The organism is Parabacteroides sp. ASF519 (assembly GCF_000364265.2).
In the GTDB taxonomy this organism is placed as follows: domain Bacteria; phylum Bacteroidota; class Bacteroidia; order Bacteroidales; family Tannerellaceae; genus Parabacteroides; species Parabacteroides goldsteinii.
In genome coordinates this window covers 2,418,964-2,434,042 of sequence record NZ_AQFV02000006.1, presented here as the reverse complement: position 1 = coordinate 2,434,042, position 15,079 = coordinate 2,418,964, and the positions used below count along the sequence as shown (strand labels likewise).

The 15,079-nt window shown below is 45.4% G+C and carries 14 protein-coding genes; 4 read left to right on the top strand and 10 right to left on the bottom strand.

The window, feature by feature from the left end:
- Window positions 1-3: 3 nt before the first annotated feature.
- The 3 genes from C825_RS09460 to C825_RS09450 form a co-directional block, all read right to left on the bottom strand.
- A complete protein-coding gene (locus C825_RS09460; RefSeq protein ID WP_010802301.1) occupies window positions 4-591 on the bottom strand; it encodes an RNA polymerase sigma factor in 588 nt (195 codons plus the stop codon).
- 230 nt (window positions 592-821) lie between these two features.
- Complete coding sequence (locus C825_RS09455; RefSeq protein ID WP_007657380.1) at window positions 822-1,214, bottom strand: A1S_2505 family phage non-structural protein; 393 nt, start codon at window positions 1,212-1,214, stop codon at window positions 822-824.
- Window position 1,215: 1 nt separating this feature from the next.
- The gene (locus C825_RS09450) at window positions 1,216-1,815 is read right to left on the bottom strand and encodes an HU family DNA-binding protein (RefSeq protein WP_010802300.1); all 600 of its coding nucleotides are present in this window, start codon (window positions 1,813-1,815) and stop codon (window positions 1,216-1,218) included.
- Window positions 1,816-2,193: 378 nt separating this feature from the next.
- Here C825_RS09450 and C825_RS09445 point away from each other — a divergent pair, with 378 nt between their 5' ends.
- The 4 genes from C825_RS09445 (at window position 2,194) to C825_RS09430 (ending at window position 6,650) form a co-directional block, all read left to right on the top strand.
- Complete coding sequence (locus C825_RS09445; protein ID WP_007657376.1) at window positions 2,194-2,739, top strand: DUF5063 domain-containing protein; 546 nt, start codon at window positions 2,194-2,196, stop codon at window positions 2,737-2,739.
- Window positions 2,736-3,320 (top strand): 3'-5' exonuclease, encoded by a 585-nt coding sequence (locus C825_RS09440; RefSeq protein WP_007657374.1) that lies wholly within the window; start codon window positions 2,736-2,738, stop codon window positions 3,318-3,320. Before C825_RS09445 ends, C825_RS09440 begins: the two co-directional genes overlap by 4 nt.
- A gap of 2 nt (window positions 3,321-3,322) precedes the next feature.
- Window positions 3,323-4,507 carry a class I SAM-dependent rRNA methyltransferase gene (locus C825_RS09435; protein ID WP_010802299.1) on the top strand — a complete coding sequence of 395 codons (1,185 nt, stop codon included), beginning with the start codon at window positions 3,323-3,325 and terminating at the stop codon, window positions 4,505-4,507.
- Window positions 4,508-4,793: 286 nt separating this feature from the next.
- A complete protein-coding gene (locus C825_RS09430) occupies window positions 4,794-6,650 on the top strand; it encodes a glycoside hydrolase family 127 protein (protein WP_010802298.1) in 1,857 nt (618 codons plus the stop codon).
- A gap of 99 nt (window positions 6,651-6,749) precedes the next feature.
- On the opposite strand, the gene C825_RS09425 is transcribed toward C825_RS09430, so the two are convergent.
- The 7 genes from C825_RS09425 to C825_RS09395 form a co-directional block, all read right to left on the bottom strand.
- Entirely contained in the window at window positions 6,750-8,084 is a 1,335-nt protein-coding gene (locus tag C825_RS09425; RefSeq protein WP_007657368.1) for an NADP-specific glutamate dehydrogenase, read from the bottom strand.
- A gap of 162 nt (window positions 8,085-8,246) precedes the next feature.
- Complete coding sequence (locus C825_RS09420; RefSeq protein ID WP_007657367.1) at window positions 8,247-8,429, bottom strand: hypothetical protein; 183 nt, start codon at window positions 8,427-8,429, stop codon at window positions 8,247-8,249.
- 13 nt (window positions 8,430-8,442) lie between these two features.
- Window positions 8,443-8,841 carry a putative signal transducing protein gene (locus C825_RS09415; RefSeq protein ID WP_010802297.1) on the bottom strand — a complete coding sequence of 133 codons (399 nt, stop codon included), beginning with the start codon at window positions 8,839-8,841 and terminating at the stop codon, window positions 8,443-8,445.
- A 35-nt stretch (window positions 8,842-8,876) separates the two neighbouring features.
- Window positions 8,877-10,250 carry a protoporphyrinogen oxidase gene (gene hemG / locus C825_RS09410; RefSeq protein WP_010802296.1) on the bottom strand — a complete coding sequence of 458 codons (1,374 nt, stop codon included), beginning with the start codon at window positions 10,248-10,250 and terminating at the stop codon, window positions 8,877-8,879.
- Window position 10,251: 1 nt separating this feature from the next.
- Window positions 10,252-11,619 (bottom strand): oxygen-independent coproporphyrinogen III oxidase, encoded by a 1,368-nt coding sequence (gene hemN / locus C825_RS09405; RefSeq protein ID WP_010802295.1) that lies wholly within the window; start codon window positions 11,617-11,619, stop codon window positions 10,252-10,254.
- Window positions 11,620-11,621: 2 nt separating this feature from the next.
- A complete protein-coding gene (locus C825_RS09400) occupies window positions 11,622-12,827 on the bottom strand; it encodes an MFS transporter (protein WP_044214761.1) in 1,206 nt (401 codons plus the stop codon).
- Between the two features lie 175 nt (window positions 12,828-13,002).
- The gene (locus C825_RS09395; protein ID WP_010802293.1) at window positions 13,003-15,075 is read right to left on the bottom strand and encodes a TonB-dependent receptor; all 2,073 of its coding nucleotides are present in this window, start codon (window positions 15,073-15,075) and stop codon (window positions 13,003-13,005) included.
- Between the last annotated feature and the right edge of the window lie 4 nt (window positions 15,076-15,079).

Sequence of the window (15,079 nt, the reverse complement as noted above, 5' to 3'; positions counted from 1 at the left end):
TTTTTATATCCAATCAGGAGGAAAGATTACCAAAAATAACAGAATAACAGATGAGGTTGCCTCCTCACGCATATGTTCAATTCCCCTCGCCACCAACTTTCGTGCACCTTTCTGGGTCAGACCTAACATATCTGCAATCTCATCATAGGAAAGTTTTTGCATATACCTTAAATAGATGGCTTCGCGTTGCCGGTCCGTTAAAGTATTCAGCAGAGATTTTACTATCTGTACTCTCATAGCAGCTTGTTCACGGTCTATCAGTTCATCCAGCAAATCGACTTCAACAACAAATAAATGTTCACACTGTTCTATGTCACTATATTCATAGGGGATTTTTAAGACATTCAAAAGTCTGTTCTTAAAACAAGTAAACAAAAAAGATTTTATATTTCTAACACCTTCAAAAATTTTCGTATTAGATAACAATGACAGGAAAAGGTCATGAAGAACATCATACAATTCATCGTCCGAAAGACCGAACCCTTTCCCATAAGCATACAAATTATTCACATAACAAGTATAAATATAGTCAAAACTCTCTCGATCTCCCTGAACTAATTTTTTTATAATATCTTCTTCAGCTACATTCATAAAAGCATTAATAGACTAACCTGTGTCTACCTGCACCTGGTTAACTTCAACTGCCAAATATAGCTATTTTTTTATTATATGCTTTTTTATTGAGCAAAAAGCATATAATACTTACCTATAACAAACAAATACTTCATATGCAGTTAATACCTCCAATACAGATAGCCACAATTCGGAAAACGAGCACAACCAATGGTATATTATTTGTTTTTACTATGTTAATCAATCTACTAACTCATCAAAACCATCCAAAACCTTTCCGGAAGATAAATGTTCCCGACCAAAATAGCCTCATTAAACAAAGGAGCGATTTCTTCCGGAAGAAAGCCAGCAATTCCACAACCGATTTCTGTTACCAGAAAAGTCATTTCCGGATGTTGTTTTGCAAAACAGATAAAATCCTTTACATAAGGATCGATTTTATCCACACCGCCATGCATCGTTGGTATAGCATACGTTTGTCCCTGTAAACCGGCACCTTGTCCCCATACGGCTCCCCATTTACGATAAGCCAGGAGAGTGGCACCTCCACCATGAGCCCCTGCCAAATTACTACCAAATACAAAAATCTCATCCGGCTTCAAGTCCTGTATCCGATTGTTTGTTATGCGCTGTTTATACATACTATTCTTTCTGCTTATCCGCCGCCAGCAAATACATCACCTTATTCCGATAGCCTACCTTGACAAGTACGCCTTCCTCCACGAACTTCTTCAAATCTATTTCCGCCCGGTAACGGCTACAACCAAATTCTTTAGCATAAGCACGCGGAGTCACACTTTCCCAATCTTTCATGTATTTCAACAATTTATCTTTTCGTGTCTCCCAGTTATCAAGTTTCTTTTTATCTTTTTCAAACTCCAGATCGATTTTTCTTAACTTTTTTCGTAGAGAAGTGGAACAACGGTAATTAATTCCATCTACATAAACCGTTCCCTTGTTTCCGTTTTCTTTATTCGGAGTAGTTTTCAATGATGGCGAGAAATACCCCAGATCATCCAACTCGATATGGCAGCCGTCCTCCAGGGCCAGTTCGACCACCCAGGCAAATGAATCCAATACACTTTTGACTTCCGCCGACGACACAGCAGAACGTTCGCTTATCAACCTGCAAACTTTTTCCAGATTATAAGTTCCCCTGCTGATCGCACGGGCATGTGTCAACCGCATGCCTTTACGTCCATTGGGCTTCGGCGTGTAGTAAGCTTTAAATTTTATTGACATGGTATTATTTATTTGGTTACATACTCTTTTCATCTATATGCCTTACTAATTTGAATTAGTACGGCAGGTAATCAATGGTTGATAATCCTCGGCCGTTTGGCTCACAATTATCGACCGATTGGCACATAATTATCAACCAAACGGCCGACAATTATCAGCCGCTAAATCCATTAGCATCAAAGATACAACAGAAAGGGAGAAATTATTCTCCTGAACGCTTATATTTTATTGTTTCCCACGTATTCTCTTTAACACACACGAAAATTTTCTCATCGACATTCTCTTATTAGACCTTAATAAGAATTAATAATTCTGATTATCGCAATATATTTCTTACTTTTGCAAGTTAGAAATCATAGGTATACTATAAGAAGTAGCATGGAAAAGGAGAATAATCCCATATATGAACGCAATACGCTGGAGTTTGTAACTGTAGCGCTGGAATTTTGTACATTTGTTGAAACAGCCGGACAAAACGGCCTTTTTGATTTTATAGATAAAGGAATCAAGCTGTTACCTCTGCTCTATCTGAAGGCGACACTATTACCGGAAGCGGAAGTGGACGACGAAGATGACGAACCGGAACTGACTGTTACGGAAGATATGTACGAAGCCGTGCGGACCCGTATTGCCGCCCTGCTGGGAGAAAAAGACTCTTACCTGGAGACATTTCATCCGGATATGCAATACAGCGACACGCCAATCGCTGCATTTATCTCGGAAAACCTGGCGGATGTTTACCAGGACACAGGAAATTTTGTTTCACTTTTCCGACAGGGAAATGAGGAAGTCATGCTTCAGGCTATTGCTTTATGCCGCGCCAATTTCCAGGAGTTCTGGGGACAGCAACTCTTAAATGCACTGAAAGCGCTTCACGCTATCCGTTACAGCGATGAAGAAATTATTGAAACGAACGAGGAATGATGACACAATACACACACACAATAACAAAAGAAGAGATATCACTTCTTGAAATAGAAGAATTTCCGGGACGGATCCTTGTTATCGACACCGAAAAGGATGCCGATAAAGCCGTCAGCTATTTAACCCAGTTCGAAGCGGTTGGCTTCGATACGGAAACACGTCCCAGTTTTAAAAAGGGGACACGCTATAAGATTTCGTTGATGCAGATTTCGACAGATGAGGCTTGCTTCCTGTTCCGGTTGAACAGAATCGGTATTCCGCAATCGCTTGAAGATTTTCTGGTTAACGATAAAATATTAAAAATCGGGTTATCCCTGCGTGACGATTTCGGTGCCATGCGGAAGCGGACGGATATCAAACCGGCGAACTTTCTGGATTTGCAGAATTATGTGGGACAATTCGGTATCGAGGATGCCAGCTTGCAAAAGATTTATGCAATCCTTTTCGATAAGAAAATATCGAAAGGCCAGCGCCTGAGCAACTGGGAAGCCGATGTGCTGACCGAACAACAAAAGAAATATGCAGCCCTGGACGCCTGGGCTTGTTTGAAAATTTACAACCAATTGAATCAAGATAAATAAGAATGAACTATTGTAAAATCTTTCTCAAACCGAAAAAGGAAGAATCGTTGTTGCGCTTCCATCCGTGGGTATTCTCCGGAGCTATCCAAAGCATTGAAGGGAATCCTGAAGAGGGCGACCTGGTAGAGGTGTACGGAACGAACCAGCGTTTTCTGGCTATCGGCCATTATCAGATAGGCAGCATTGCCGTACGTATCTTATCGTTCAAACCGATTACGATCGATGCGGATTTCTGGGTAGAACGTATCCGCGTGGCTTATGCTATTCGCCGCGAACTGGGACTGGCAGGTGTGGAAAACAATAATACTTTTCGCCTGATTCATGGGGAAGGAGATAATCTTCCGGGACTCGTTATCGACATGTATGCCCATACGGCTGTTATGCAGGCGCATTCGGTCGGTATGCATTATGCCCGCCACGAAATTGCCGAAGCGTTAAAAACGGTACTGGGAGATACTTTACAGAACATTTATTGTAAATCGGAAGCGACTCTTCCTTATAAAGCCAATCTCGGCAGTGAGGACGGTTACCTATATGGCGGAGAAGTAGAGGATATTGCAACAGAAAACGGACTGAAGTTCTGTGTGGACTGGCAGAAAGGCCAAAAGACCGGTTTCTTTGTGGACCAGCGCGAAAACCGTTCTTTGCTGGAGCGGTATGCCAAAGGTCATTCGGTGCTGAACATGTTTTGCTACACCGGAGGATTTTCGTTCTATGCGATGCGTGGCGGTGCCGAAGTGGTTCATTCGGTAGACAGTTCGGCCAAAGCGATTTCGCTGACAAATAAAAATGTGGAATTGAACTTCCCTGGCGACCTGCGACATAAGGCTTTTGCGGAAGATGCCTTCAAATATCTGGAAAAGATGGGAAGCAATTACGACCTGATCATTCTGGACCCGCCGGCCTTTGCCAAGCATAAGAACGTGCTCCGCAATGCTTTGCAAGGATACCGTAAACTAAACGCGATCGCTTTTGAAAAGATTAAACCGGGTGGTATTTTATTTACTTTCTCCTGTTCGCAGGTTGTCAGTAAAGAAAATTTCCGTCTGGCCGTATTCAGTGCCGCTGCACAATCCGGACGTAGCGTCCGTATCCTGCATCAACTGACGCAACCGGCCGATCATCCGGTAAACATCTATCATCCGGAAGGGGAATATCTGAAAGGATTAGTTTTATACGTTGAATAAAAATATAAAACTCTAACTAAAACGGGAGTATCTAAAAAGTCACTCATTCGTCCTTAAGAATTGAATATTTGAACTCAATCTCAGATAGGTATCCGAATAAACCAGAGTCAAAAATACTTTTTAGACAGTCCCGTTTTTATACTTGCAACCAACGCCCCATAACTATTCAAAAATTGATTTCTTCTCCCACCTTTTTCATAAAACACCACCTTATAATTACTTGAAACAAAGAATATTTTTTTAACTTTATCCCCTGTAAACAATTAATTTCAATCTCTAAAGCTATATGAAGCATTATCTAATACTCATTACATCAACCTTATTTTTGCTAGGTTGTCAAAGCTCTAAAGAGGATATAAAAGAGCAATCTTTAAAAACTATTCATCATATTGATTTCTCCCAGGTGAAAATCAATGATAATTTTTGGTCTCCCAGACTCAGCAAACATATTTCTACCACTCTACTTGTTTGCATAGATCAAATAGAGAATCAAACCGGACGCATCCGCAATTTCGAAAATGCAGCTAAAGGAGAAGGAGAACACTCCGGCATCTTCTTTGACGACTCCGACGTTTACAAGGCGTTAGAAGGCATTGCTTACAGTCTGATCAACAATCCTAACCCAGAACTGGAAAAAAAGGCCGATGAATGGATCGACAAAATCGAAGCCGCACAACAATCCGATGGATATATCAACACCTTTTACACGCTTACCAACCTCGAAAAACGGTGGACAAACATGGATAAGCATGAAATGTATTGTGCCGGACACCTGATTGAAGCTGGAGTAGCTTATTTCCAAGCTACCGGCAAACGCAAGCTACTTGACGTATGTATCCGGATGGCAGACCATATGATGAGACAATTCGGACCGGAAAAGGCACACTGGGTGCCGGGACACGAGGAAATCGAGTTGGCTCTTGTCAAACTTTACCAAATTACCTTGGAGGATAAATATCTGGATTTTGCTTATTGGTTGCTGGAAGAGCGTGGGCATGGCTACGGAAGTATGGGTAACGAAGGAATATGGAATCCTGCTTATTATCAAGATAGTGAACCTGTTCGAAAACTGACAGACATCTCAGGACATGCCGTACGATGCATGTATCTATACTGCGGCATGACTGACGTGGCTGCATTGAGAAATAACACAGAGTACATTGACGCATTAAACCGTTTATGGAATGATGTCACATTACGAAACATGTACATCACCGGAGGTATCGGTTCATCCAAGCATAACGAAGGGGTCACGAAAGATTATGATTTACCGAACTTGGAGGCATATTGTGAAACCTGTGCTTCGGTAGGCATGGTATTTTGGAACCATCGTATGAATCAGATTACAGGCGATGCGAAATACATCGATATACTGGAACGCTCCATGTACAACGGTGTGCTTGCCGGTATCTCCCTAAGCGGCGACCGATTCTTCTATGTGAATCCTTTGGAGTCAAAAGGAGACCATCATCGGCAAGAGTGGTATGGCTGCGCCTGTTGTCCCAGTCAACTCTCCCGTTTCCTGCCGACCATCGGTAATTATATCTATGCTATTTCCGACGATGCACTCTGGGTCAACCTTTACATCGGCAATACGACCCGATTTACCCTTAACGGCGACAACGTCATCCTACGGCAAGAAACGAATTATCCTTGGGACGGCTCCGTCAAACTCACCGTATCTTCAACCAAAGACCTGGACAAGGAAATCCGACTCCGTATACCCGGTTGGTGCAAAAATTATACCATAACAATAAACGGAAAGGAAGTGGGTCTGTCTCAAGAAAAAGGATACGCTATCGTCTACGACTGGAAACCGGGCGACATGATCTCATTAGATATGGATATGCCTGTCGAAGTTGAATCTGCCGATCCCCTGGTAACGGAAAACATCGGTAAACGAGCCATTCAACGTGGTCCCCTTGTTTACTGTGCGGAAGAGACAGACAACTCTGCCTATTTCGACCGGTTGACACTTACCTCCGACACTGAATACCACACCTCCTTCGAAGCCGGTCTTCTGAACGGTGTGAAAACTATCAATGCTAAAAACGAGCAACAATCAATCACCTTCATACCCTATTATGCCTGGGACAACCGGGAAGCAGGAAAAATGAAAGTATGGATAGATTATAAAGAATAACAAGCCATAAAAGAAAAAGCCGCATCGTACATTGGTACGATGCGGCTTTTTCTTTTATGGTCTGTATCAGTTTCAATTACTAAATACCGACTTTTATAATTACAGGATACCCTGAGCCATCATAGCTTTTGCAACCTTCATGAAGCCGGCCACATTTGCACCCTTCACATAATTTACAGTTCCGTCAGCCTGTGTACCGTATTTTACACACTGTTCGTGGATAGACTTCATGATGCCTTTCAGCTTTTCGTCTACTTCTTCTCTTGTCCAGCTCAGCTTCATTGCATTCTGAGTCATTTCCAGACCTGATACGGAAACACCACCGGCGTTAGCTGCCTTACCCGGAGCATACAGGATCTTAGCTTCCAGGAATGCATCGATAGCTTCCGGAGTAGAAGGCATGTTTGCACCTTCCGATACAGCGAAACAACCGTTAGCCAACAGCGTCTTGGCATCGTCACCGTTCAATTCGTTCTGAGTTGCACTCGGCATGGCGATGTCACATTTTTCGCCCCAGGGACGGCCACCCTGAACATATTTGCAGCCATATTTTTCTGCATATTCGCGGATACGTCCACGATAGAGGTTCTTCAATTCCATGATATAATCCAGTTTCTCACGGTCGATACCGTCCGGATCATAGATATAACCGTCAGAATCAGACATAGTAATCGGTTTAGCACCCAGTTCGATCAGTTTTTCAACCGTATACTGAGCAACGTTACCCGAACCTGAAACAGCAACCACTTTACCTTTAATGTCGATGTTACGAGTCTTCAGCATTTCCAGCAGGAAGTAAACGTTACCGTAACCTGTTGCTTCCGGACGAATCAGTGAACCACCGAATTCGATACCTTTACCAGTGAATGTACCTGTGTTTTCGCGGGCCAGCTTTTTGTACATACCATACATATAAGCAACTTCACGTCCGCCAACACCTATATCACCGGCAGGAACGTCTGTATCCGGACCAATGTGACGCCACAATTCCATAACGAAAGCCTGGCAGAAACGCATGATTTCAGCATTTGATTTGCCACGCGGGCTGAAGTCGGCACCACCTTTACCACCACCCATCGGCAGGGTTGTCAATGAGTTCTTGAAAGTCTGTTCGAAAGCCAGGAACTTAAGGATCGATTGATTTACAGAAGCATGGAAACGGATACCGCCTTTGTACGGGCCGATCACGTTGTTATGCTGGATACGGTAACCCATGTTTGTCTGTACCTGTCCTTTATCGTCTACCCATGTTACGCGGAATGAGAAAATACGATCAGGAATACAAAGACGTTCGATCAGGTTGCTCTTTTCAAATTCAGGATGTTCGTTATAGGCTTCTTCAATTGTGCCTAAAACTTCAGCAACTGCCTGATGATACTCGGGTTCGTTAGGAAATCTTCTCTTTAAGTTGTCTAAAACTTCATTTGCCTTCATAAGAACTGTTTATTTAGAATGTTATACCAATTTGCTAGTTAGCGTTCTTCTTTTAAGAACGTCGCAAAGGTAAGCCATTTTTTCAAACCAGCAAATATTTGAAAGAAAAAATGATAAAAAAATATCGAAATGATATTTTAAAGAGGCAAACGTGACTAAATGTCACTCATTTCTACGTTTTATGTTTTTATAGACAGGAACGAACACAATGATAGCGGACGCCACCAGGGCAAAAACCACATCAAAGGTTATCTTTTCACTGTAAACAAGCAGCATGTAGGCCAAAACACCCCATAAAAGAGTGAGACACACCGCCTGACTATTTGTTATCTTTCTACGGGCCATCGGTTACATTTTTTTAGTTAGACGAGATTTGTGATCCAAAAAAGATCAATAATACCAAAAACACAGCAATAATCACAAATAAGATGACAATTTGCTTCTCTAACGTGTAATTACGAAGAAAAGGGATATGACGAGCCCATCCGGCTACGACCTGTATCTGCTCTGGTTCTTCATCCTCCGCAGGAATGTCGTACCCACCGGCTTCCATCACCTCCAACGCCCGGGGCACATCGCTTTCAAGCACCTCTACACGGGCACCGCCAACATCTATATAACCCGCCATCAGTTGACTGCTATATTCGTTCCTCAAATAACATTCGATATCTTCCGACCTGAGCAAAGCGATCAGTGTCTGGGCCTCTGCCGGATATTGAAACCGGGCTATTTCGACCATTTTATCCGTATCATCCATGAATAGATCTTTTCTGCAAAGAAAAGGATTTTGACTTACATGAGCAAGTTTTCAGCAATACCAGTTGCCTGCCGGATACGGTCGGCCATGCCGATACCACCTTTCATATTACCGGCCAGTATCAGTCCGGGATAACGTGCCTCCAACTGATCGATCGTAGCAAAACGTTCGCCGCTGCTCAGGCCATACTGCGGTATTGCATGCGGGTGGCGAAAAATACGGATCATATCCGGTTGCACCTGAATAGGAAATTTCAGCATTGCATGAAATTCATGTGTGATCAGCCCCTTTAGTTCATCATCGGTTAAACGGGTCAGTTCCGCCCGCTTGACGCCACCGATAAAGAAAGAAAAGAGCGCTCCTTCTTTCGGTGCGCGATTATCGAAACAGGCAGCCGGGAAAAGAATCCCCAGCACATCTTTCTTTTCGCAGGAAGGGACCAATCCGCCAAAAGCGTTAAAACGCAAACTCCCGGTATTACGAATGCCGACACTCGCCTGTACCACCGGAGCATATTGCAGGTTACTGATCTTATCCATATCTTCCCGGGGAATGAACGGCAGCAGGTCAGGCAAGGTATAGGCACCGCTCGTCGTTACGACCTTATTGGCATGCATAAGTTGTTCGCCTTCGGAAGTTGTATAAGTAGCCAGCCAGCCTTTTTCGGACGGACGGACCGTCACACCGGAAGCCGACAAGGTGATATTCCGGGAACCGATAGCCTCTGCCATCGCTTTCGCCAGATTCTCCAAACCACCGGCAGCGGAGAAAACCTTTTTGGTTGCCAACCGGTCACGCTCTGTTTTAGGCAGCCGGGCTTTGGCAATCGTGCCTTTGATAAATCCTCCGTATTGCTGTTCCAGGTTATACAATTTAGGTAAAGCATAACGGGTAATAAGTTTCAGCGGATCGCCGGCATAAACACCGGAGAGGAACGGGTCTACGGCATAATTCAGGAATGACTTTCCCAAACGGCGGGCAGCCAGTTCACCGACCGATTCATCGGGATTCGTACCTTTTGCCCGGAAAGGTTCGCCCAGGATACGGAATTTATCACCGAGGGTAAACAACGGGGTTGTTATTGCACTGAACAAGCCGGAAGGTAATGCACGGAAAGAGTTTCCTTTCCAGATCAGGCGGCGTTTGGCCTCTTCATGGGCCGTTTCCAATTGGCAGGCAGGCGACAAGGCTTCAAACAGTTCGGCGACCTCGGGATAGGATATCACTCCGGTATTCGGTCCGCTTTCAAAAACGAACCCGTCTTCACGGAATGTATGTATTTGCCCGCCTACCCGGTTACTGCATTCCAGGATATGTACCTGTTTTCCTCCGCGGGTCAGCCGGAAGGCGGTAGTCAGACCGGTCAGTCCGGCTCCGATGACCAGAATATCCGTATTATGTTGTTCCATATCAGACTGGTTTTGAAAATGATTTATTGGAATGAAGCATCAGTTTATCCAGCGAAGCGGCAACGTTACGGACAAAGAGAGCTCCGCCGGAAGTCATACGGATATGATTGTCGTCATACTCGATCAGGCCGTCGGCGGCAAATTCATTCAGACGATTGTCATTATAGGCAGTTGCCGATTTTACCTCTTCCGCAGACAGGGAGAAACGAGCGGCCATCTCCTGCCAGTCCAAAGAATAGTTACACATCAGCGTTTCGATCACCTCACGGGTAATCTGTTCGTCCCGGCTCAACTCATATCCTTTCGATACGGCAAACGTATCGTTTTCGATCCGTTCCATATATTGATTAATGTCCTTGCTGTTCTGGGTATAGGCGGTATTCAGCTGGCTGATTCCGGTCACACCGAAAGCATACACCTGTCCGGTTGTACGGCGGGTACAATAGCCCTGGAAGTTACGATGCAAACGGCCGTTCTTCAACGCCGTATACAATTCATCATCCTGCCGGACAAAATGGTCCAGGCCGATCGTCTTGTAACCGGCTGTTGACAAAAGTTTCTTTGCCGATTCATACATGCGGCTTTTCTCCTCACTGGGCGGCAAACCGGCTTTTTCCAGGATAAGTTGCTGTTTGTTCACCCAAGGGACATGGGCATACGAGAAAGTAACCAGGCGATCAGGACACAGAACTGCCGCCCGCGTAATGGTTTCCGCAAAACTTTCGGCCGTCTGGAACGGCAAGCCATAGATAAAGTCCATATTGATGCGCGCCCCTTTGCTACGAAGAATCTGAAAGATCATCTCCGCCGGCAACAATGACGGGCGGCGGTTGACTGTCTTCAACACCTTTTCATTGAAATCCTGCACGCCGAGGCTGAAGCGATTGAAACCCGCCTCCGTCAACGACTGCCAAGACTCTTCATCCAGATACCCCGGATGGCACTCGACGGCTATTTCGGGCTGGTCGATCGTTTCGAAGCCTGCCAACAAATGCTCGTTCAGTTCTCTCAGATAATACACAGGCATGGATGTCGGACTTCCCCCGCCATAATGTATTTGGGAAATCTTCCGTCCGGGAGCCAGCCGTGTCTTTACCAGTTCTATTTCCCTGTGCAACGCTGAGAAATAACGTTCTATCACGCCCCGCTTCATCATCGGGAATGAATTACACCCGCAATAATGGCAAAGATGGCGGCAGAACGGGATATGCACATAAAAAGAGATGTGTTCGGGCCGTGCCGTATTGGATGCCTCTATGGCCGATTCGTATTCCTTATTGGCAAACGCTTCCGTAAAATAGTTGGCCGGCGGATAACTAGTGTATCTCGGCACCGGCACATTATATTTTTGTAATAAATCCTGTATCATAATTATACTGTTTCTTTCTCTTTCCTGAATACGATCAATATATAAACCAACGATAAGGCCGCCAGGCTGACTTCAAAGAAAAACAAGCCGTGGTAGCCGGTATGATCGGCAATCTTTCCGCTCAATATCGCCATCACCATTCCGCTCAGATGGGTTATAACCGTCTGTATCGTAAAGTCCGTGCCTTCCCGTCCGGGACGAACACAATCCATCGCCGTTGTATAGACCACGATCGTTGCCATCCCATAACTACCCCAGAGCAGGGCAATGCCGGCATGCAAGAGTCCGAGTGTCGGAGTGACATAAGACAATCCGAGGAAATAAAGCGTGGCAAGCAGCACAAGCACGGCAAACAGGATGCGTGCCCAATGCCGTCCGATGCGGCGCACGATAAAGCCCCCGACAAAAGAAAAGATGAACCCGAAAGAGGTCCCTATCACACCGCTCATCACCCCGATCTCTTTCATCGAGTATCCCAGGTCGACCAGGTAAGGCTTCAACATCGCCAGCGTACCGATCAGGCCGGAATAGTAAAGGAAAAGGAAACCGATCTGTTTCCATATATTCTTTTGGGTAAAGAAGTAAAAGACATCTGCTTTCTTCGCCCGTTCATGCGTATCTTTCGGTGCAATCTCCAGTCCGCGGTTGAACAGTAACGGCAATAAAGCAACGATCACGAACAAGGCTACGCAAGGCAACAGGCTGTTCCATCCCAGCTGTTTGAACAACAGCAGCAACACGCCTCCCCCGATCATCGAGCCGCCGAAACTCCCCATCGACTGCATACTGTTCACCAGGCTCTTGTCTTTCCGGCTAAAGGAAAGGACAGCCAGCGCATCGGTCGCAATATCCTGGGTGGCAGAGGCTACGAACGATACGATGATCAGGGCGATAATGGTATAGAAATCCGTTTTAAAATCAAGGAAAGCGACGGCAAAGATCAGGACGGCATATATCAGTTCGGACGAGAAGATCCACCGTTTATAATCGCCCGTTGTCCGGGCATGGCGATCCACCATCGGCGACCAGAGGAATTTCAGTATCCAAGGCAGCTTGATCAGTTGCAGCAAACCGATGGCTGATAAAGAAAAATTCTCCTGCCGCATCATTACCGGGATGACGGTAGAGAAAAAACTCATCGGGATAGTCTGCGCAATGTAGAGGCAGAAAAAGGTCCCGAGATTGAATATTTTATTTTTTTGTTCCATTCGTTTTCTTTGTAATATGGTTTCCCATGTTGGGAAAGCATTTTTCATCCTTGTAAAGTCGTTTCCCATGTTGGGAAAGCATTTTACACCCTTGTAAAGTCGTTTCCCAGATTGGGAAAGCATTTTACACCCCTGTAAAGTCCCGGCGCACGATGCGAAAGCATTTTACACCCGATTAAAAGGCCACCGCTACACTTCCTCCGATCGTGAAAGGGCGGCCCGCTTGTGCCAGACCTTTTCCCATCTCAAAATAAAAAGCGGTATATTGTGTGTTGGTGATATTCTTAGCCCAGATTGCAAAGGTAGCAAATCCTTTCGTTGCAGAAACCTTTCCGTTCAATTGTCCGTAAAAAGGTTGGGAAACAACGTTATCTTCTTTCCAATATATCCGGCCCGCACCGGTAAAGTTCGCACTGATCAGGATGCGGTCGATATGGGAACAAGGATTTGAAATGGTATAATCAGCCCCGGCAGAGAAAGTATGCGAGGGGACCAGCGGCAGATAATTGCCCGAATAGTCATACACTTTGTCTTTCTTCTTGTCTGTATAATCCTTGAATGTGGCATGGGTAAACCCGTAATTCAACTGTACCATCAGGCCGTTTACCGGATTTCCCTGCAAGCTGACTTCCACCCCTTTGCTTTCGCTCCGCCCCGCATTGTTAAGCATGGAACCTACCGTAAGCGACTGGCTGATCTGCTGGTTTTTCCAGTCGATCCAGAAAAGAGCGATCTCGGCACGCAGGCGGTTATCGAGGAAAGGATGCTTGCCTCCCACTTCATAATTCCAGCTGCTCTCCGGCCGGAAAGAGCGGTCCTCTTCCCGTTCGAAGGAGGTGTTGAAGCCACCGGTCTTATATCCTTTCGTTACAGTGGCGTAGATAATCCCGGAAGAGGGAAACATATATTGCAAGGCAAATTTAGGTGTAACCTGGCTGAATTTAAGTTTGCTGTAAAAGGCATCCAACTCCTTACTCTCCTCCTCCGTATCTTTGAAGCTAAGATAATCGGTAGAAGCACGTTCGTAATCATAACGTATGCCGATCGTTGCGGAAAGGCCGTCGACCAGCAGGTCATCGAAGGTAGACTGATGATAAAAGGCTATTCCGTAGGTGGGCGTGTCGTACAACTTACGCGAACTGTAGGCAGCCGACAGATAATCCATTATCACCGTATTATCTATTCCCTGCCAGAAACCGAAGGCGCCGAACAGCCATTTATACCGCCCGTCTGTCGTCGATTTTATATTAAACTCTTCCGAAAACATCTTCTGTTTCTGATCCTGCCGGGCAAAATAAATACTTGCCGGAGAAAAGTCCTGGTCGATCCCCTGATGATCCGACAGGTACTGGAAAGCCGTTTTGCTGCTGAGACTGTATCCTGTACCTTTATATTCCACCGTCAGGCCGGTGGTAGACATGGCCCGTTTATAAAAACTGTAATCGTTGTAGTTGACATCGCCCGGCCGGTGTGTCACCGAATCGCAGACGGCATATGGATAACCTCCCTGCCTGGAATTGTCATACGAACTCATCAGGCCGAGCGACAACCGCTGCGTCGGCTGCCATTCCAACCGGATACGGCCGGAGCCGCTTTTCAGGTCATCCGCTTTCTTGTCGGTAAACAGATTGGTAAAATATCCGTCATTCCTGTTATAATTGGCGGAAAGGGAGTAGCCGAACTTCTCCCCTATTTTCGCATAGCGGGAAAGGGCATACTCGCGGGCACCGTAGGTACCGTTAGAGATCGAAGCATTCGTTCCCTGAAATTTCAAGGGAGATTTGGTATAGACATTGATGATTCCCCCCATCGTATTGCGTCCGTATAGAGTTCCCTGCGGACCGCGCAACACTTCGACACGGTCGATCTCCGCAAAATCGAAATCGAACGCCGACTTTTCAAAATAAGGGATACCGTCCACATAAAGCCCGACGGAAGGCGCATTGATCTTCGAACCGATCCCACGGATATACACAGGCGAAGTCAGCTTCGACCCATAATCTGGCATAAACAGGTTCGGGATAAAGGAACTGAACTCCTTAATTCCTGTAATATTCTTGTTTTGTATGGCTGTGCCGGTAACGGAGGAAGCCGACAGCGGTTCCAGGCGCAAATCCCTGTTTTGCTTAAACGACCGGACCACCACCTCGTTCAACTCAACCTGACGAACTTTCGTTGTATCCGGATCGTCCGCTTTAACCGCTGATGCGGACAAGCACAAACAAACAAATAAGAATAATACTTTCATATAA